Source organism: Mucilaginibacter sp. P25, from assembly GCF_050859465.1.
GTDB classification, from domain to species: Bacteria; Bacteroidota; Bacteroidia; order Sphingobacteriales; family Sphingobacteriaceae; genus Mucilaginibacter; species Mucilaginibacter gossypii.
Genome location: NZ_CP193937.1, coordinates 1,749,701 through 1,768,974 on the forward strand (window position 1 = coordinate 1,749,701; position 19,274 = coordinate 1,768,974).

14 protein-coding genes and 1 pseudogene are annotated in these 19,274 nt (G+C 42.6%); 5 read left to right on the forward strand and 10 right to left on the reverse strand.

Annotation, left to right across the window (positions count from 1 at the left end; genetic code table 11):
- The first annotated feature begins 90 nt into the window (after positions 1-90).
- Positions 91-324, forward strand: a complete 234-nt coding sequence (locus ACRQ5D_RS09255; protein WP_090533632.1) for a hypothetical protein — start codon at positions 91-93, stop codon at positions 322-324.
- 49 nt (positions 325-373) lie between these two features.
- Positions 374-1,075 (forward strand): Crp/Fnr family transcriptional regulator, encoded by a 702-nt coding sequence (locus ACRQ5D_RS09260; protein WP_091173321.1) that lies wholly within the window; start codon positions 374-376, stop codon positions 1,073-1,075.
- A gap of 25 nt (positions 1,076-1,100) precedes the next feature.
- Here ACRQ5D_RS09260 and ACRQ5D_RS09265 read toward each other — a convergent pair whose 3' ends face one another.
- Positions 1,101-3,776 carry a TonB-dependent receptor gene (locus tag ACRQ5D_RS09265; RefSeq protein ID WP_091173325.1) on the reverse strand — a complete coding sequence of 892 codons (2,676 nt, stop codon included), beginning with the start codon at positions 3,774-3,776 and terminating at the stop codon, positions 1,101-1,103.
- The gene (locus tag ACRQ5D_RS09270) at positions 3,773-4,699 is read right to left on the reverse strand and encodes a GLPGLI family protein (protein WP_091173628.1); all 927 of its coding nucleotides are present in this window, start codon (positions 4,697-4,699) and stop codon (positions 3,773-3,775) included. The genes ACRQ5D_RS09265 and ACRQ5D_RS09270 overlap by 4 nt, the downstream gene beginning before the upstream one ends.
- 232 nt (positions 4,700-4,931) lie before the next feature.
- On the opposite strand from ACRQ5D_RS09270, the gene ACRQ5D_RS09275 reads away from it, so the two are divergent.
- Together ACRQ5D_RS09275 and ACRQ5D_RS09280 are read left to right on the forward strand one after the other, a co-directional pair.
- Complete coding sequence (locus ACRQ5D_RS09275; protein WP_091173329.1) at positions 4,932-6,080, forward strand: sensor histidine kinase; 1,149 nt, start codon at positions 4,932-4,934, stop codon at positions 6,078-6,080.
- A complete protein-coding gene (locus ACRQ5D_RS09280) occupies positions 6,077-6,769 on the forward strand; it encodes a LytR/AlgR family response regulator transcription factor (RefSeq protein WP_091173333.1) in 693 nt (230 codons plus the stop codon). Before ACRQ5D_RS09275 ends, ACRQ5D_RS09280 begins: the two co-directional genes overlap by 4 nt.
- Positions 6,770-6,917: 148 nt before the next feature.
- On the opposite strand, the gene ACRQ5D_RS09285 is transcribed toward ACRQ5D_RS09280, so the two are convergent.
- The 8 genes and pseudogenes from ACRQ5D_RS09285 to ACRQ5D_RS09320 form a co-directional block, all read right to left on the reverse strand.
- Positions 6,918-7,628 carry an FtsX-like permease family protein gene (locus ACRQ5D_RS09285; protein WP_431199451.1) on the reverse strand — a complete coding sequence of 237 codons (711 nt, stop codon included), beginning with the start codon at positions 7,626-7,628 and terminating at the stop codon, positions 6,918-6,920.
- Positions 7,629-7,702: 74 nt separating this feature from the next.
- The gene (locus ACRQ5D_RS09290) at positions 7,703-9,367 is read right to left on the reverse strand and encodes an ABC transporter permease (protein ID WP_431199452.1); all 1,665 of its coding nucleotides are present in this window, start codon (positions 9,365-9,367) and stop codon (positions 7,703-7,705) included.
- 182 nt (positions 9,368-9,549) lie between these two features.
- Positions 9,550-12,081: an FtsX-like permease family protein gene (locus tag ACRQ5D_RS09295; protein WP_432328721.1), complete on the reverse strand. Its 2,532-nt coding sequence runs from the start codon at positions 12,079-12,081 to the stop codon at positions 9,550-9,552.
- A complete protein-coding gene (locus ACRQ5D_RS09300) occupies positions 12,078-13,220 on the reverse strand; it encodes a helix-turn-helix domain-containing protein (RefSeq protein WP_431199454.1) in 1,143 nt (380 codons plus the stop codon). The genes ACRQ5D_RS09295 and ACRQ5D_RS09300 overlap by 4 nt, the downstream gene beginning before the upstream one ends.
- Positions 13,221-13,452: 232 nt before the next feature.
- Positions 13,453-14,216, reverse strand: a pseudogene (map, locus tag ACRQ5D_RS09305) (type I methionyl aminopeptidase).
- Positions 14,217-14,390: 174 nt separating this feature from the next.
- Positions 14,391-14,960: a dihydrofolate reductase family protein gene (locus ACRQ5D_RS09310; protein ID WP_091173348.1), complete on the reverse strand. Its 570-nt coding sequence runs from the start codon at positions 14,958-14,960 to the stop codon at positions 14,391-14,393.
- Between the two features lie 104 nt (positions 14,961-15,064).
- The gene (locus tag ACRQ5D_RS09315) at positions 15,065-15,940 is read right to left on the reverse strand and encodes an alpha/beta fold hydrolase (protein ID WP_208102392.1); all 876 of its coding nucleotides are present in this window, start codon (positions 15,938-15,940) and stop codon (positions 15,065-15,067) included.
- 204 nt (positions 15,941-16,144) lie between these two features.
- On the reverse strand, positions 16,145-16,744 hold the full coding sequence (locus ACRQ5D_RS09320) for a hypothetical protein (protein ID WP_091173352.1): 600 nt from the start codon (positions 16,742-16,744) through the stop codon (positions 16,145-16,147).
- Positions 16,745-16,922: 178 nt separating this feature from the next.
- On the opposite strand from ACRQ5D_RS09320, the gene ACRQ5D_RS09325 reads away from it, so the two are divergent.
- Positions 16,923-19,262, forward strand: a complete 2,340-nt coding sequence (locus tag ACRQ5D_RS09325) for a hypothetical protein (protein WP_143020852.1) — start codon at positions 16,923-16,925, stop codon at positions 19,260-19,262.
- Positions 19,263-19,274 lie beyond the last annotated feature (12 nt).

The window sequence follows — 19,274 nt, forward strand, 5'->3', positions numbered from 1 at the left end:
AATTTTATTTTCAATTTTATATTGCATATGCAATGTTTTTATTTAACATTTGCTAAGTTTTTAATAAAAATCATTGCACAAACAATAGTTATGAAAATTACCAGTATTATTCTTTCTGTTTTAGGTGCCGCAAGCATCATTGCCGGATTGTTGCTATTCAGGAACCTGAATACCGTTAACCCTTTCGATTCCCATCCATGGAGCATTAACATCAATGGCATCCGCTCATTTCCATGGCCTGTTTTTGGCGGTGCGGTATTGTTAAGTTTGGGAGTTATTTTTAACATGGCTACCTGGGAACAGCCAAAAGGCCGCCGCTTTTAATAAATTAGCATGTTTTTATAACAGCACCGGCTTAAATACACATCAATAAATGGCGAAAAACAAAGATAAATGCGATTTGGGGACTTGCTTTTTATGTACACACTGCCTGCCCGACTGGATCCCGGCAATCAGCGCCGCCAGGAAAAATATCATTGTAAAAAAGGGGCAGCAGATCTTTAAAGAAGGTGATCCCGTTACCGGCATTTACTTTGTTTATTCAGGCACGGTAAAGGTTCATAAAAAGTGGGATAAGGAAAAAGAGCTTATTCTCCGGTTTGCCCGCGAAGGCGATATTGTTGGGCATCTTGGTTTAGGCAGTACTGAGTTTTACCCGGTTTCGGCCACAGCCATTAAGGCAGGTATAATTTGCTATATCGAAATGCCCTTTTTTGAAAGTACACTGCAGGTTAACAATAACTTTGTTATTAAGCTGATGCGCTTCTTTGCCAACGAATTGCAGGAATCGGAAAAACGGATGCGCAACCTGGCACACATGCCGGTTAAAGGCCGCGTAGCCCAGGCTTTTATTTCGCTTAAAAACAAATTCGGCCTAAATGAACAGGGCTTTATCAATATTGAACTTACCCGGCAGGATCTGGCCTCATTTACAGGCGCAGCTTATGAATCACTCTTTCGCACCATTAATGATTTTATCGATGAGGAGATCATCGAAATATCGGGCAAAAGCATCCGCATAAAAAATGAAGCCACATTGCTGAAACTGACGGAAGAGGAGCAGCAGGCCGGATAGGTTGCCTGAAAAAACCTGACACCACTCAAATATGAAACATTATTTTGAGCAATATAATCCTTCCCGGCAAGGTGTACGAACTGGCGGTTAATGTATTGGCCGATAAATAAAGCGTGTTATAAGTTTTTACGTTCAGAAAATTAGCGGCACTCAGCTCCAGGTCGGTTTTCCATTTTTCGACCCTGAATTTTGCCGAGGCATCTGCAAAAAAGTATTTGAGTTCAGGATTGCCTTGCTGACGGGTAAAGTAATGCTCGCCTGATAATTTGAACTGCAAATTGGTTACAGGGTTATAATTGATCGAGGCTTGCTGAAGCAACTGGTTAATATGATAAGCCGATGCCTCCACAGCCGAATGACTTTGGATTTGGGTAAATATAACTTTATAGCTAAAATTTACCTGCTCATTCACTTTGGTATCTGCACCGGCATTGATGGTTCTGGAAATGGTATTGAAAGGCAGCAGCACGTTATTCTGGATCTGCACCGACTTATTACTTTGCCATTGTATCCCTCCGCTGAAAGTGGTTTTTAAAGCAAAGGAATATTTGCTGACGGTGCCGTTCACCGTCCATGAATCGGTACTGTTGCGGTATGGCAGCACTACACGCTGCCGCAGGGTGTTGGTAATTACTTCTGAAGCGATATTATTGGAAACGATATGGTTATAAACAATGTTCAGGCTGGCGAACAAAAGGGTGAGCGCCTTGCGGTAGTTAAACCCAAGGGCCACAAGTTGGTTCTGCCGTTCGGTAAGGCCGGCATTATTGGCATAAAGTGTCCGGTAGTCCTTCAGGATATAGCCCTGGTACATATCTTCTATGGTACCCGCCTCACTGCGGTAGCTGTAAAGCAAATTCAGGTAGTTCTCCATCCCGGTTTGATATTTTACTTTTAGCTGCGGATTGAAATATAACCTGGTTAAACCCTTACGCAGGGCATACAGGCCATCCGAATAATTGATCTGCTGCAGACTTAACGGCAAGGTGAGGTTCACTTTGAGGATACTGCCTGGCAGATCGTAGGCTGCTTCCGTGTATAGTTTTTTTCTTGTCCAGTTTAAATGGTTGATGGAACTGTCTGATTGCAGGTTGATGGTATTATTAGTCTGTACAACGTTTAGATCTGAGTTTAACTTTTGTGATTGAACACTGAACCCTGTTCTGAAACTTTGCGTGATAAGGTTCGACGGTATTTTGAAAGAAATATAGTTATTGGTATACCACGCAGGTACATTCACATTTTGCACCAACTGCGCATAAGGGACATCATTGTTAAAAATTGGATTGTTATAGTCCGGCCCAATTGTCCTGCTCTCGGGCTCAGTCGAATGACTGATATAGGAGTAAGCCTGGATAATGTTGTTTGATCTTAAGGATTTGATCAGGTTAAATTCATTAGAAAAATTCAGCGCGTTATCTTTAAATACCTGGTTTACCATGCCGCCGTTTGTATTCAGGTCTGAGTAATTGGTGGACCGGTTGTTATCCATCAGCAACACATCGTTCAGGTAATATTTATCCTGGTTAATGTTCAGCGTAAACTGGGTATGCAATATGTGGGGGCGGAAGCGGTTACGTTGAGTTTCATTATAGCGTACCGTATCGCCGGGTAAAAAGATGGTGGTGTGCTGGCTGTAGTCCTGCCGCCGGGTATCGCGCAAATAGTAAGCATTGATCTTCATCTGCACATTCTTTTTAAAATTGACCAGGTTATTGAGATTGAGGATCCCCGGGCGATTGAACAGATACCGGTTACGTGATAAAGCCGGGTCATTCACCGAACCAAGCGATAACATGGTGGCCGGCACATCGTTATCGATCCGCTGCATATTATCGGCAAAATTGTGCGATACCAGGTCCTGCTGCAGGTCGTTACCTGTGTTATTGCCTTTAAGGTAATTAATGGCTTTGTACTTATCCTTAAACATCATGGCGTTCAAATCTACATCATAATTGCCCGGCAAGCCCGCGCCGATGCTCTCTTGCCCCACCATCTGCAATTTAGCGCCTTTTTTGAAGCTGAGGTTGAGCGCCACATCATCGCTCATTACTTTATTTTGGAGCACTTTAACGGGCTGGTGGTTCTGGATCACCTGCACCTGGTCTACCACCCCTTGGGGAATGGTAGTGGTAGCGATATTATATTTATCGTCCAGCAGGTTATCACCACCGATGTACAGGTTGGAGATCGGCTTATTGTTATAGCTGATCCTGCCATCAGCGGCAACCGTTATACCCGGCAGTTTTTTGATCACATCGCCAATAACCCTGTCCTGCACACTGCTGAAATCAGATACTTTATAGCTTAGGGTATCACCGTTTGTCCGCAACACCGGCCGGCTGCTTTTAATCACTACGGCCTGTAATTGGTTGATGGAAACAGATAAAGTGAAATCAACGGGAGCTTGCAAATCCGTAATGACCCTGCTCTCATTTTTATAGCCTATACAACGCACCTCGACCAGCAGGCCGCTCACGGGTGTATCTGCCGGGGCCGGCAAAATGTAGGCGCCTCTGGTATCGGTAATGGTATAGTTTATAATGTTATTAGTGGCCGCGTTTTTGAGGTTAATGGTGGCATAAGGCACCGGTTTCCCGGTGCTGTCTTTCACTGTGCCCTTAATACTTTGACCAAAGCCGTGAGCCGAAAACAGTAACCCTATAACCAGCAACCATACTGACTTTATAATCCGGCTCATTTCTTTTCAGGCAATTCTATCGGGTTATTGATCACCGGCTGCGGCCCGATCCTGATATCGATTTTTGGGGCTGGCCTGCCCTGACTTGCCGCCTGTGCAGCCACCATTGACTGGGCAAAGGCATTAGGGTCTTTACGCATGGCCTCCTGCAATTTGGAAAACTCCTTTTCGGTAGTTTTAATGGCATTGGTGGGGAGCTGGATGATATTTGGATCGCCAACCTGGTCGTCCATGCCTATCATCACGGCCATCCGTCCCTGGTTATCCGGGGCCGGGCCGGTTGGCTGATCACCCTTTTGGGGAGATATGACCGCTTTTTCAATCCCGTCAAACTTAAAATAAACTTCTTTTTTGGTATCATAAGCCTCTACAATCACCCCTGGTAGTCCATTGAGTTTCCAGGGGCCTATATGCAGCGGCAGATCAGGACTGAACCAGGCCGTATAATCCCTTCCCTTGAAATGGCCTGTTGCTTTTTGGCAATGCAAGCCTCCAAACGTTGCTGTATCTCCGCTTATTTTCCACTCGATGGCGGGCAGGGCATCTGTTATGAGATAGCTATTGAACAGCAGCGGTTCTTTCCTTGCCAGTTTTTTAACGTTTGGGAACTGGTAATAGTCTGTACCCGAGCCCGATGATCTCCGCTGGATGTTTACATGTCCGTCGGGTGAGTTGGCTACCTGTTCCTGTACCTGCTTTTTAAATAGCGCATCCTGCAGCTGCTTGTCATAACTTTTATAAACCCCGGCATTTTTTCCTACAATCAAAACCATGTTCTCGGTGTAGGGGTGTTCCCGGTTGGTAGTATCCCTGATGTGGGAAAACTTGTAGTGTACCAGCACTTGTGCGGTATCCGGTTTTTGTGCCCGGGCCATAATGGTGCATGATAAAAGGGCTGTGCACAATAAAAATCGCTTTTTCATAATTTGGATATTTTTAAGCAATAGTACTTTGCCCTTTAAATCCACCAAAAACTTTGGTATGAACAGCGTCATCATTTCTGCATAGAATGGATATTTGTTATTTGAGCTTCTGCCGAAAACAAATTTCCGGTGGCGTTAAGCCCGGATTTCAAAAATTGCCCGTTTAGCCGGCAAATCGCTATATTAACATCAATAATTTATGAATAAGCCGGGCTTAATATACTTTTGAAGAATGCACCGTATCAAGGTTAAACATATCATCGAGATACTGATCCATCTGGCGTTCTGGATAGGGGTGTACTATACCCTGAATTCGCTAACCAGCTCAACGGTCAAGATCCGGGTAAACCACAACGGAAAGATCATGGAAAGAAGTGAGGTAGACACCATTTTTCCGTATTCCCGCTTTACACTCGCGTTTCTGGCCCTGCTGTTTTACGGCAATATATTTTGGATCTTTAAAAAGGCGCTTCGGTATAAAAGCTTATTTGCAGGCATCGCTACCGCCGCGGGCTGGTTTATATTGGTCTTTCTTGCTAATTATATTTTAGTTGGTTCTAAATTGAACAATAGCCTACCCATGGGGCCTCCGCCCCCTGGTTTTGCAGCAGGCAAGGATGGCCTTAATCACCTGATACCAAATCATAACGCATTTTTTGCAATAGGGAACTGGGTGCACATGCAGCTCACCATGCTGCTTATTTTTTTAACTGCGGCTGGGCTTTCAATAGCCTATTTCTTTTTGAAAGAATGGGCCCGAACTGAACTGGTACGCAATCAGCTGGAGGCTTATCAACTGAGTACTGAGATCAAATTCCTTAAATCGCAGATCAATCCGCATTTCCTGTTTAATACCCTCAATAACCTGTTTTCGATGGCACAGGAAAAGGGGAATGATGAGCTTGCCGACGGGATTTCCAAACTTTCGGGCATGATGCGCTACATGATCTATGACAGCAATGCCGGTGGCGTGCCGCTAAATAAAGAAATAGCATACCTGGAAGACTGTATTACCCTGAATAAGCTGCGTTATGCAGATGATGAGGTAAAAGTGATATTTGATCACCCTGCGCAGACGGGAACTGTTGTCGTCGCTCTGATGCTATTTATCCCTTTTGTTGAAAATGCCTTTAAGCACGGCGTTTCTATTGGGCAAACATCCGGGATAGATATTGCCATTGTGCTTGCAGACCATAAGCTGATCTTTACCTGTGTCAATACCAAATATAGCGCCATCAAAAAAATGGAGGATGAAAAAAGCGGCATCGGGCTCGAAAATGTAAAGCGACGGCTCGATCTTTTGTACCCCGGCAAACATAACCTGCAGATCAATGAAGACCAGGGGAAATATATTGTTAAACTCGAAATTGACCTGGAATGATAACCTGCATTGCCATTGATGATGAGCCTAAGGCGCTTGAAGTGATAGAGCGCTATTGCCTTAAAACCAGCCTGGTTGATTTGAAAGCCACCTTTCGCGAACCGGTGAAGGCCATCGAATTCCTGAACCGCGAAAAGGTAGACCTTATTTTTCTGGATATTAATATGCCTGATATCAGCGGAATGCAGTTGGTGCAAACCTTGTCGCCCAGGCCAATGATCATTTTTACTACCGCTTATAGTCACTATGCGGTAGAAAGCTACGACCTGAACGCCCTCGATTACCTGTTGAAACCTATCACTTTTGAGCGCTTTCTTGCAGCCATAAATAAAGCGGTGGCAGCGCTATCTTCAAAAAATGGAGTAAGCAAAGAGGATGAGCCCACCGTTTTTATCAAAAGCGGTCCGCAAACTTACCAGGTTAAAGTAGATGAGATCTTGTATCTGGAAAAAGATGGTAATTATATCACCATTCACCTTAAAGACAGAAATATCCTGGTGCGTGAAAATATGGGGGATATTTTTGACCTTGTACCCGCAGCGGATTTTTTACGGGTGCATAAATCGTATGTGGTAGCTATCAAACATATTACCATGATCGAAGTACATCAGCTTATTATTAACGGCGAAAAAATCCCGATAGGCAGCACATACCGGGATCTTCTGCGCAGCAGGCTGGGGTTAAAATAATGTCCCCCATGTAAAATACGACGGCATTTACTTCAGGGGATATAAGGTTTAATGTTTAGAAATTTCTGACTTTAGTGGTGGCTTGACACCACTAAATAAAAACTGGTTTTTTGAAAGAATAATAAAGAATGTTTTTACAAAAGGCATTTTAATCGTTTCTTAAACTTTTTACCGGATTTGAGGAGGCCGTCCTTATTGTTTGAAAAGCTGATGTTAAAAATGCGGCAAACAACATTCCAATTCCACTAAGAACAAATATCCACCAGCTTATTGGCGTACGGTCCGCATAGCTTTGTAACCATTTATTCATTGCGAACCAGGCAAATGGCATAACCAATATAAAAGATAAAATAATTAATCTGGCTATCTCTGACGACAATAACTTTACTATTTGTGTTACCGACGCGCCAAGTACTTTTCTGATACCAATTTCCCGTGTGCGCCTGTTGGTATTAAAAATGGTTAGGCCGAGTAAGCCCAAACAACTGATTAATATAGACAGTCCGGTTGCCCAGCCAAGTAATTTCGATGTGCGCTGTTCGCCATCATAAAAACGGGCTACCTCTTCATCAAAAAAATGATAATCAAATTCAATATCTGGATAAACCTCCGTCCAGGCTTTTCTCATTCTGCCGATGGCATTGCTCCAATCGTTATTTCCGGTAGTTTGAGGCTTTAGCAAGATATGGAAAAACCGATCATTAAACCGGTAATGCGGGGTTTGTATAGACATGGGCATGATTGGGGCCCGGAGTGATTTCTGATAAAAATCAGCAACTACGCCAACTATCATCCTCTTATTGCCCTCATAATCAAAAGATGCCCCAACAGCATCCGCGGGGTTCTGAAAACCTATCATATGAGTATATTTTTCATTTACCAGTACGGCGGTCAGTGAATCTGCCGGTTGCAGGTTACGGCCGGCTAATAATTTTATGCGGTAAACTTTAAGGTAGTTCTCGTCGCCGTTTCGTTGTTGAAGCGTTGCTTTAACTTCTTTTTTCCGTCGTTATAAGTTACTTCCCATACTCCGATCTTTTCATCAGCAGGCGGCTCGCTTCCGATACTCATTACGTCGATCTGGGGGATCTGACTTATTTTGTCTTTAAATAACTGTTGTTTGTTAGTATTTATCGTATTGAGAGGAGTACTTATGTTGATGATCCCATCTTTACTGAAGCCCATATCTTTATGCAGCGCATAAAAAACCTGTTTATTAACCAACAGCGTTGTCATGATGAAAAATTGGGCGATTATAAACTGCGTAACTGATAGCGATTTTCTAAGCAACGTTCCGCCGCTGTTGCCTGTATCTTTGTTCGGCAGGTTATGCAATACAGATACCGGCCGGTACCCGGAAAGGATAATTGCGGGGTACAACCCGGCCAGTAGGGTTACTGTTATCAGGAGTGTGAATAAAAACAGCAACAGGTTACTATCAAAATAATTAACAGATACGCCCGGTGGGATAAAATCTGCAAAGAATTTCAGTATCACCGGTGTCAGTACCATGGCTATGCAGATGGCAACAAGTGTGATAACCAAAGTTTCGCTCAAAAACTGTACAATTAGCTGCCATCTGCTGCTACCCATAGTTTTACGGATCCCAATTTCTTTGGCCCGCTGTGCAGCCTGCGCTGTTGAAAGATTAATAAAATTGATGGATCCGAGCAATAACAGAAATCCGGCAGCAATGAGTAAACTATATAGCGTAGTCTTGTTTGCCCGCCTCCCTTTTTCAAAATTGGCATATACCGGGTCGAAATGCAGGTCGCGGAATGATTGTAAATGTTCAGTCTGGCCGTCTCCAGGCCTTAGTTCCTTATTGTATTTTTTCAGCAACCCGTTGATCCGCTCTTCTATGTCAGCGGCATTCGCATGTTTATCAATCTTAATGAATAATTGCCACACCACACCCGGCCACTCGGTTAAACGGGTCATGTTTTTCAGATTAGCATTATGCAAACAGGTTGGATAGGATATAAAATCCTTAAAATAAAAATCGGTATTTTGAGCGGGAGTTTGAACTATGCCCGAAACGGTTGTTTTGATGCTGTCATATATAACCGTTTTGCCCAATAATTGGTTGTAAGGGGCATTGGGGAAATATTTCCTGGCCTGATCAGAGGTAAGTACCACCTGGTATGGCTCTCGAAGTGCTGTAGCTGGCGAACCTGCCAGCCATTTGTAATTAAACAGATTAAAATATTCATCATCAGCCAGTACAATACTACTTTCACCTCTGAATTTAACCGGACTTGATGTTTCATCGGGGACCTGTACATCAGTGTTTTTCATTTCTAAAAAGCGGGTGGCAGTTTTTATACCAGGTGCTTCTGTTTTTACTATTGCGGGAAGCGGGCCATTTACCATGCCCAATTTGGCTACTACCTTATCCATGTATGAAAAGTCCGTTACGACCCTGTAAATCCTGTCACTATCGTTGTGAAACCTATCGAAACTGAGATCAAAACTTACGATAACATAAATAGCCAGGGCCGCACTGACACCAATAGCCAATCCCACTATATTTACGAAAGTAAAAAAACGGTGCGCCCGGAAATTGCGAAGCGCTGCTTTAAAATAGTTTTTGATCATGGCTGTATTGATATGTGAGGTTGATGTTAAGGTTTAGCGGCTGCGTTCCGCATAGGGTTTAATTAGATTCTTTATGCGATCAATTTAAAGAATTTAATTTGTTAAAAGTAAATAATTCAACATATTATATTGAACCAAATCCATTTAATATCTTTGTTTGCCTGCCAAACTGAACCACTTAATCATTCACTCCTCAAACTCTTCACCGGATTAGCTTTCGCGGCTTTTATTGCCTGGAAACTTATGGTTGCAAGTGCAATAACAATTGCTGCCATTCCACCCGCCGCAAATAGCCACCAACTGATATTGATGCGGTAAACATAAGCTTGCAGCCACTGGTGCATGTAATACCATGCAATGGGGGTAGCGATGGCAAAGGCGATAGCAATGAGTATAATAAACTCTTTCGAAAACAAATAAACGATGCTGCCTGACGTAGCGCCAAGTACTTTGCGGATGCCGACTTCTTTTATCCGTTGTACAGCCATGAACGAGGCTAAGCCATACAAACCCAGGCAGCTTAGAAGTATCGCGATAGCTGCAAAAATTTTATACAACTGGGCTAACTGATTTTCCTGTTTGTAAAAACTTGCAATTTTATCATCCAAAAACCGGTATTCATAAACAAAATTGGGAAATGTTTTTTCGAACACTTGTTTAACAGATTGCATAGTCGAAAAAACATTCGTGGTTTTAAGCTTTATGCCGGCCTGATTATACATGGTGATGTTTGTGGCGATAAGTAATGGTGCAAGGCCGTGTCGGAAAGACCTGTCATTAAAATCTTTTAATACGCCAACAACCGGGCATTTTATTACACCATCCCATATGCTGATTTCCTTGTTCAATATATCCCCGGGGTTTTTAATCCCTAAGCTTTTTACAAACGATTCGTTTACCAAAAACTCCCGGGTTAAAGGAGAGGGCTGAAGGTTTCTTCCTGCTATCAACTTTAGTTTGTAGGTGGGTACGTAGCCTTCGTCGGCAAATTTGGTAATCGCCTTGAAACCTGTTTCTTTTGTTGCGTGGTCAAACCTGACTGCGCTCCACGTATCATTACCGTTTTCAATCGGGGTGTTCGAACTGTAGCATACCGCTTGTACGCCATTTATGGATAATAACTGGTCCCTCAAATAACTCAGCCTGCTCATTCGAAGACTATCTACCCGGAACGGAATATTAACAATTGTTTCTTTATCGAAGCCTAAAGGCTGATCCATAAAATAGTTCATTTGCTTTACAATAACGAGCGTTCCGATGATCAGTGCCTGCGCAATGATGAATTGAAACACCACCAGGCCCCTTCTTAATGAAATTCCCTTTGCGGGATCTGTTGTAAGTTTACTTTTTAAAGCATTAACAGGATTGAAACGCGATAAAACAATAGAAGGATAAAAACCCGCTAATGCAGTTACAACAACTGCTACAGCCAGGAGGAATAAAATAATTGAAGGATTGCTGAATATGTTGAATGAAAGCGACAACTCTAAAAGCCGGCTTATATAAGGTAATGCAAGCATGGTAATAGCAACTGCAAGTAATACAGCGCTTGCTACGATCAAAAATGTTTCGACAATGAACTGGAGTTGCAATTGCGATTTATTGCTCCCCAAAACCTTCCTGACACCAACCTCTTTTGCCCGGTTAACAGCCTGCGCGGTAGAGAGGTTGATAAAGTTTACACAGGCAATGAGCAGGATGAACGCGGCAATTAACCACAATACATTGAGCAACTGATGGCTGGCTGTTTGATTGCTGTAGTTGCCTGTTTGTGAATCATAATGAACAACATTTAATGATTGTATAATATGGCTGTCCTTGTTATCAGAAGATTGTACTTTTTGTGAATAAGCTCTCAGCTGTTGATTAAAATTGTCGGCAGAAAGGCTCTGAGGTAACAAAATATAGCAGCCAAAATCAGTTACCGTTCTGTTCCAATCTGTAGATTTTGCTAAATAGTCTCCTGTAAACCCAGTGCCAAAGCTAACAACAAGTTTGAGCTGAAAGTCGGAATTTGGGGGAATGGTCGCCAGGATCCCCGACACTTTTAATACGTCTGTGCCATGCTCAAACATAAAGCCGCCCATTTGCAATTTAATGGTTTTACCCATTGCCGATTTCCAGTCGCCAAAATACTTTTCAGCAACCTCTTTGGTAAGCAGTACGTTGTCAGGATCTTTTAATGAAGCGTATGAGCCGGCAAGCAGCGGGAAGTTGAAAATTTTAAAGAACGACGGATTGGTGTAAAACAGGCCCCTTTGTTCCTTAAACATTTTTACTGTGACGCCGTTTTCGTCAGGTATAATTAACTGGTCATTCTGGCTTGCAAAAATTGGGGCAACTTGTTCTATTTGGGGGAAAGCCGTTTTTAATCCTAAAGGCAACGGAAAGGGGATATCTTTGCCATAGGTAATATCGCCAGTTTCTGCGTGATGGTATTCGGTTAGCACACGATAGGCACGGTCTTTCTTTGGGTGAAAACTATCAAAGCTTGTTTGAAACTGTATAATGATAAAGATCACCATACAAACAGCAATACCTACGGCCAGGCCGGTAATGTTAATAGCGGCATAGCTTTTATTGCGTGTTAAATTACGCCAGGCGATTTTGAAATAATTTTTAAACATAAAGTTGCGGTTTGTTTTATCATGAGACCATTTAGGAGCGGTTTCATGATTCAAAACTACCGGCGCAAATTGGGTATCGCTTCTCAACTTATAAGTTGGGTATTCTTTTTTAAGTTGTTTTTATATTCCTGCGGGCTTTTCCCGGTCACCTGCTTGAAAATGCGGCTAAAGGTACTTTGGGAGTTAAATCCCGATTCAAACGCTATCCCTAAAAGGGTGATATGATCATTAGCGGGGTCCTGCATTTTCCGCGCAGCAGCCTGTACCCGGTATTCATTAATAAAATCATTGAAGCTTTTTTTGAGCACAGTATTGATGATCCGTGATAACTCATGGGTATGCATACCGAGCTTTTCGGCGAGGGAGCTTAAACTCAACTCAGGATCCTGGTAGTAATTATTTTCTTTAACAACCCGCTTTAACCAAGCGCCTTTTCGCTTCAGCTCCGCTGGTAGTAATGGTTTAAAAACCGGTAAGCTATCTGCCTGTGCGGTAATTTCCGGCCTTGAAAATGCTCTTGCCGCCATCCAGATAAGCATGGACATTAGCAGGAAATACAAAGGGTAGTAGGCCTGTATGCCCAATTGGTAATCATAATAAAAATAGTCGGCAGCTATAAAAGGGATCCACAACAGCCATAACAACCCGAAGCCTGTCAGTAGGTTATGTATCCATTTCAACTCATGCCGGTACCGGTCGCCTCCGTTAAATTTTAGCTCCTGGTAAAAGTTTTCGATCAGCTTGCGGCACCGGTATAGATAAATAATGACCGAGATAAATGCTAATAGTAGTAATACAGGGTTTATTCGTTGAAATATCAGCGTATCATAAGTTGCTCGGCCTGTTTTTATACTTTCCAGTACTTCTAAAGCCCAGGCGCTTAGTTCGACTAACAAGGGGCTGAAATGCAGCAGGTCCCTGCGGGTGAATTTATACTCCGGCCGGGTTATTTTAAGTACATAAAAGAAAATGAGCGGGCCAAATGCCAGCGAAAACTGCAGCGGCAGCCGGCCCCAGTTGGTAATATAGGTTGACAGCCCGATATCGGTGCCGAGGATCCGAAATATCCAAAAAGCAGCAATAGCCAGTATCGTCGCCAACAACCGGTTTGCCGACTGGTTTGTTTTCCTGGTGAACCATAAAAGCAGGATAAAAGTGAGGCCGATAAACAGCATCCCAAAAAACGCAGCGTCATAAAGGGTGATATGGAATGTATACGGCTTCAAGCAAATGAATGAGGTTAATAACTACTCCAAATTAATAAAATACTAATGGATAATAGGTTAACGGGTAAATTAAATCTAAAATACACGGTTCTGCTTTGCAGCGTTTTTTAAATGACTGTATACCCTCGGCTTGTCATAGCATGCGCACAAAAAAGCCGCTCGGTTTGGTAAAGCGGCTTAGTAGTTATCTAATACATACTTCAGGGTATTGCCTGATCTGTTCCAAAAAGAATTAATCCCAAATACCGTTCTGTGCGGTAAATATTACCGGCTCACCGCCGGTTACCATAATGGTGTGCTCGTGCTGTGCAACAAAACCACCTTTATTGCCAATTAATGTCCAGCCATCGGCTTGAGTATCGGCAATTGTCGACCGTGTTGAAATGAATGTCTCTATCGCCACCACCGAATTCTTTTTAAAGCGCGCAGTGTTATACCTGTCGCAGAAGTTGGCAACTTCATGCGGCTCTTCGTGCAAACTGCGGCCAACACCATGTCCGGTCAGGTTTTTTATTACCGTGTAGCCGGCTTTTTTGGCTTCAGTTTCAATTAACCTGCCGATCTCCGAAATCCGGACACCGCCTTTAATGTTTTTGATCGCTTTTTTAAGATCTCTTTCGAGGCCTCCACCAGTTTGCCATAGCCGTGGATATCCTGCCCTAAAACGAAGGACCCGCCGTTATCGGCCCAGTAACCATTTAGCTCTGCCGATACATCTATATTTACCAGGTCGCCTTCTTTAAGGATCTTATCGGCCGAAGGTATACCGTGCGCTGCTTCCTCATTCACGCTTATACAAGTATGTCCCGGGAAATTGTAGGTTAACAAAGGTGCAGATCTTGCACCCAGTTGTGCCAGTAATTCGCCGCCGTATTCGTCAAGCTCTTTTGTAGAGATACCCGGTTTTGCGTACTCCCGCATCCTCCTGAGCGTAATGGCTACAGCATCACTTGCCTGCTGCATCCCAATTTTTTCGTCTTCGGTAGTTATCGACATTCTTAAATTTTTATCTGTTGCAAAATTAACAATTAAATGCAGTTGGCACGGTTTATCAAATGTCAGTTTGTAAGGGTAGGTGCTGTGTTCCCGGACGTAATTAAAAAAGCCGCTCTATTTTTGTAAAGTGGCTTTGTAGTGTGTTTGGGAAATTCTTCCCTCCGGGGCGAAAAGTTATTTTTTCAACGTGCCGACGTGCCGGTACGTGTTGATGAGCAAACCTGTGGGCGTACTCTTCGAGTTAACAAAAGCAAGTTCCCGGGCGTCAATAGTGTCCGACAATAAGCGTTTACCCCGGCCAAGCAATACCGGGTAGGTGATGAGCACAACCTCGTCAGCCAGTCCCTGGTCAAGCAACACAGAAGTTAGCGTTGAACTTCCTACAACGATCAGGTCGGGGCCATCGGTTGATTTGAGATCGCGAATAGACGCTATAACGTCCTCGCCCAAACCCTTTACCGGCCCCCATTCCAGGCTGTCGGGCCTGTGGGTTACTATGTATTTTGTTGCGGCATTTATAGCATTTGCCATTGGGAAATCTCCGGCAGTAGGCCAAAATCCGCTAAATATATCGTAAGTGTGGCGGGCAAGCAGCAGGTCGAAGTTTGGCCCGTATGCCTCCAGGAGGGTTGCCGCCCCGGCAGGACTGCGATAGGGTGTTGTCCATGCGCCATAGGTATAGTCTCCGTCATGTTCTATCACACCATCCAGCGAGATATGTTCAAAAATTCTGATTTTTCTCATTTATGTATAATTGGTTTATAGATAAATCTGTCATTTATATTCTCCGTTTGAAAATGGAATTTGCTCAAAATTTCAAACTCCTTATTTTCAAAACTGAAGATTTGTTATTGTAAAAAGCCATTCAGAAGATCCAAGATAGTTTTGGTCTGCTGCATTAAGCCCACATGGCTCTGCGCCGGTACAATGGCTAAATGCGATTTTGGCATGGGGGCTAAATCTGCAGCTACACCACCGCCCAATAATTGGTATGTTTTTGCCAACTCCACTTTGTCCAGCCCGTCATTATCGCCAGAAATAAGCAACACCGGCGAGGCGATTTTTGCAATATTGGCATCACCCACGTCAAAGGGTACCCCGGCAAAAACAATCATTTGTTCTATAAACTTTCTCCATTTCGTTTTGTCGGGTGCTACTGCATCATATGCAGTTTTTAAAGGGGTATTATCAAAAAATTCAGGCTTAAAGCCTTTAAAACCACCATTTACCACAGGTAGCCAGCCATTAGTTTTGTAGGTGGATGAAATGATCACCAATTTTTTCACCCTTTTAGGGCTTTTTACGGCGAACTGGTAAGCTATAGAGCCTCCCATGCTGTATCCTGCAACATCGGCACTATCAATTTTTAAAAAATCCATTACTCCTTCCACATCACTTGCCAGGGTAGCAATGTCTAATTTTCTGTCCGAATATGGCGTATGTCCGTGCCCCTGCATTTCAAGGGCAATTACCTTTCTTGTTTTTGAGAGTTCAGGGATTAACTGCGCCCAGTTCAGCTCAATGGTATAAAATGCACCGTGCAGCAAAACGATAGGCTTACCCTCGCCATAAACTTCGTAATAAACTTTGATGCCATTAACCGGTGCATAGCCACTGGCGGCAGGCTTAAGCTGTTGCCCTTTACATTGAAATATTGTAAAAAGAAACATAGCAATTATCAATACCGGTTGGATGACATTAGATCCTTTAAATACTCTTTTCATGGAATGTTAGTTTAATTGTTTCGATTTGATTGACAATACAAAGATGGTGGGTATTTTAGGCTTGTGTACTGTGTGAAAACGACAAGTTGCGGGGTGGATCGCGACACAGATGTTGCCGGTATTGTTTTATTTAAGCCCTAGTTATGTACCGAAAGTAAGAATGCGACCTGTTTTAACAGTATGATTGTACCTTGCAGGAACTGATTAATAACCATGTTTCCTGTAATACAGGTCCCAGATATACTTGTAATTACCAATAGGCCCGGCCGATGGATCGGTGGCATTAAATACATATTCGTGATGCACAGTGAGGGTGGAATCCGTAAACTGTCTCAACACCATTTTATCCGAAACGGGCGTCAAGGTAGGCGGCGAATTTGGAGGGCCACCATAATATATCGTATTTAAACCAGCCAGGTAGGAGGATACGGATAAACTGCTGTCAGCAAGCCGATAAGTCCCGGCAACTTCGTCCTTCACCACTCCATATGTTGAAAGTGCCGGGTACCAGTCCATCGCTAAACACGTATAAGTGCTGTCGTTATTAAAAATTACGTAAGCTAAATTATAAGGAGCAGCTGCGCCGGTGGTATTCGATATTTCTGCACCATCCCGATATTTTACGAATTTTTCTGCGCTTACATCCCACCGGCCAACCAATGTTACTGGGGGCGGTGTGATAATAACCGGTTTTTTCAGCGAATCGGGACTCGGCTTTGAAAGGGTAGCATTATCACTTTTACGACATGAGGCGGCGCAAATAATTGCAAGAAGGCAGGAAAATAGGAGTAGCAGTCTTCTCATCGTTATTGGAATGATAATCAGTTGATTTAAAAGTAGTAATAAAATAGAAGATTTAGTAATGGTTGTAAATCAATATATTAGAAAAACAATAAAACCTATAGCTGATGACCTTATCCAAGTACGGAATATTTAAAAAAGTCAAAAACATGCGCTGTGCGGCAGGCTCGGATTTATTATAATGATCAATTTTTTATGCCACCCAAGTTTTGCACAAGATGGCGATTTGAAAACGCAGGATTTCCAGGATCGGCAGAAATTCAGTAAAATATACGTTCATCTTGATCGTGATAATTACGTACCCGGCGATACTGTCTGGTTTAAAGCTTATTTGGTTCGGGCAGGGAATATCAAAGAAGCATCCAGGAACTTTTATTTTGAAATTTATACTACAGACGGTCATCTGGAAAGACGGGTTACAGCGCCGATCTACGAATCGACCGCTTCGGGTAGTATTATTTTGCCAGACACTAAGGATTTGCAAGATGTGTATTGCCGTGCATATACTTTGAATTTTTTAAAAGAAACCAAGGGTAAGGGTTACATTAAAAGGATTACGGTATCTCAAATTAATGTATCAAAAACAAGCCAGGATTCCACTACTGTATTACCTCGCTTTTTGCCCGAAGGGGGCTATTGGATTGATGGGCTTCCTTCTCTTGTTGCCTTTAGTTTCACTGATAATAGTGATATGCCAGTAAATGTTACGGGTGTTGTGAAATGTAATGGTAAAGTGCTTGCTGACTTTAAAACGCAACATGACGGGATGGGAAGCATGACAATGATTCCGGAAGCCGGGAAAGAATACATTGCGGAATGGAAAACCGCTGACGGATTAGACCATCATATGGAACTTCCGCAAAGAAAGCACCACGGTGTGGGCATACACGTTAATGATGTTAGGGATGGGAAAAAGTTTTTCGTATACCGCACAAAACTTGTGGATGAAAATGATAAAAACCTCACCCTCATTGCAACGATTGACGGATACCAGATTTACGAAGCAAAAATTAACCTCTCGCAAAGTGAAGCAATAAATGGTGTTGTTCCATTGAAGGATTTGCCAACGGGTATAATGGAAATTAAATTGCTGAATGCGGCTGGCGTTCCTATAGCCGGGCGTTTAACTTTCGTGAACAATTTAAACTACTTCTTTGAAGTAGATACACAGTTTACAACGGTAGATAAGCGAAAGCGCGGGCTTAATCAAATTCTGCTATCGGTGAAAGATACGCTTAGGTCGAATATTTCAGTTTCTATATCTGATTATAATTGGTCAAATCACGCTAACTGGGACGATAATATCATTTCAAACCTGCTTTTAACCGGGGAACTCAGAGGTAAAATCGTCAATCCTTACTATTATTTTTCAAACAAAATTGATAGTGTATCGGGAGCCCTGGATTTGGTAATGCTGACTCACGGCTGGAGAAAATATGAATGGACTGATACAACCTGGAAGCAAACAGTTAATTCGTTTGTTGATCACAATTATTTAGCGATAGACGGAAAGAAGAATGCGGGGTTAAAATTATCTAAAGGCCCCTCAGATACTGACATTAGCGTTATTATCCAGGCAGCTGATTCGAGCTCCGTTTTGGTACCTCTTGAAACTGGTAAGTCTGGGACTTTTTTCAAAGATGGCCTGATATTTTATGGCGATGCGAAGTTATATTTCAGAACCAGGGATAAAACGATACAGGAAGGTTTGTATAAAATCCCTATCAGCAATGGGCTGATCGACAGTATTCAAACATTAAATTATAGCTTAAAAGAGGAGTTGCCCGAGCTGCCCGGTTACAATAAAAAATTATTTAGCATTCCTGTTGAGTATATTTTAAACGGGAATGTTAAAACTTTGAAAGAAGTCAGGATACAGGCAAAAGCCCTTCCGGAAAATGAAAAAGTTGATAAAATCTATACATCAGGCGTTTTCAGCGGAGGTATCTCCAAAAACTTTAATATTGGGAACGATAAGAAAGCTGAAACCTTTGTTTCACTTTTTCAATACCTTTTAGGAAAAATTCCGGGTTTAGAAATCTCAAATGCTATATCACTCAATCCTACCGCGACATGGAGGAGGGACTCTGTTACCTTCTTTCTTAACAATCAAAAAAGTTCAGCATATGATATCCGTAGCATTGGGATGACCGAGTTTGACTACGTTAAGGTATATGATCCATCAATGGGAGGGATTTTCGGTGCATCCGGAGGAGTTATTGCTGTGTATACAAAAAAAGGAAGGGGGTATGATTTCGATAGTCAGGGAAACAAATATGCCACAATTCGGGGTTACTCTCCGGTAATAAAATTTTATTCGCCCCGGTATGCAACAGGGGTAAACCTGGCAAATCCGGATTATCGGAAAACCTTATATTGGAATCCCAATATAATATTCAACAAGAAAATGAAAGAGTATGTGATACGATTCTATAATAACGACCTGGCCAACAGATTTAAATTGGTGATTGAAGGTCTAAATTCAAATGGCAGGCTAACACATATTGAAAAGATATTTTGAAATGCAGATAAC

Coding starts and splice junctions, on each gene's coding strand:
- ACRQ5D_RS09255 (WP_090533632.1), top strand. CDS start 91: ATGAAAATTACCAGTATTATTCTTTCTGTTTTAGGTGCCGCAAGCATC.
- ACRQ5D_RS09260 (WP_091173321.1), top strand. CDS start 374: ATGGCGAAAAACAAAGATAAATGCGATTTGGGGACTTGCTTTTTATGT.
- ACRQ5D_RS09265 (WP_091173325.1), bottom strand. CDS start 3,776: ATGAGCCGGATTATAAAGTCAGTATGGTTGCTGGTTATAGGGTTACTG.
- ACRQ5D_RS09270 (WP_091173628.1), bottom strand. CDS start 4,699: ATGAAAAAGCGATTTTTATTGTGCACAGCCCTTTTATCATGCACCATT.
- ACRQ5D_RS09275 (WP_091173329.1), top strand. CDS start 4,932: ATGCACCGTATCAAGGTTAAACATATCATCGAGATACTGATCCATCTG.
- ACRQ5D_RS09280 (WP_091173333.1), top strand. CDS start 6,077: ATGATAACCTGCATTGCCATTGATGATGAGCCTAAGGCGCTTGAAGTG.
- ACRQ5D_RS09285 (WP_431199451.1), bottom strand. CDS start 7,628: ATGATAGGTTTTCAGAACCCCGCGGATGCTGTTGGGGCATCTTTTGAT.
- ACRQ5D_RS09290 (WP_431199452.1), bottom strand. CDS start 9,367: ATGATCAAAAACTATTTTAAAGCAGCGCTTCGCAATTTCCGGGCGCAC.
- ACRQ5D_RS09310 (WP_091173348.1), bottom strand. CDS start 14,960: ATGAGAAAAATCAGAATTTTTGAACATATCTCGCTGGATGGTGTGATA.
- ACRQ5D_RS09315 (WP_208102392.1), bottom strand. CDS start 15,940: ATGAAAAGAGTATTTAAAGGATCTAATGTCATCCAACCGGTATTGATA.
- ACRQ5D_RS09320 (WP_091173352.1), bottom strand. CDS start 16,744: ATGAGAAGACTGCTACTCCTATTTTCCTGCCTTCTTGCAATTATTTGC.
- ACRQ5D_RS09325 (WP_143020852.1), top strand. CDS start 16,923: ATGATCAATTTTTTATGCCACCCAAGTTTTGCACAAGATGGCGATTTG.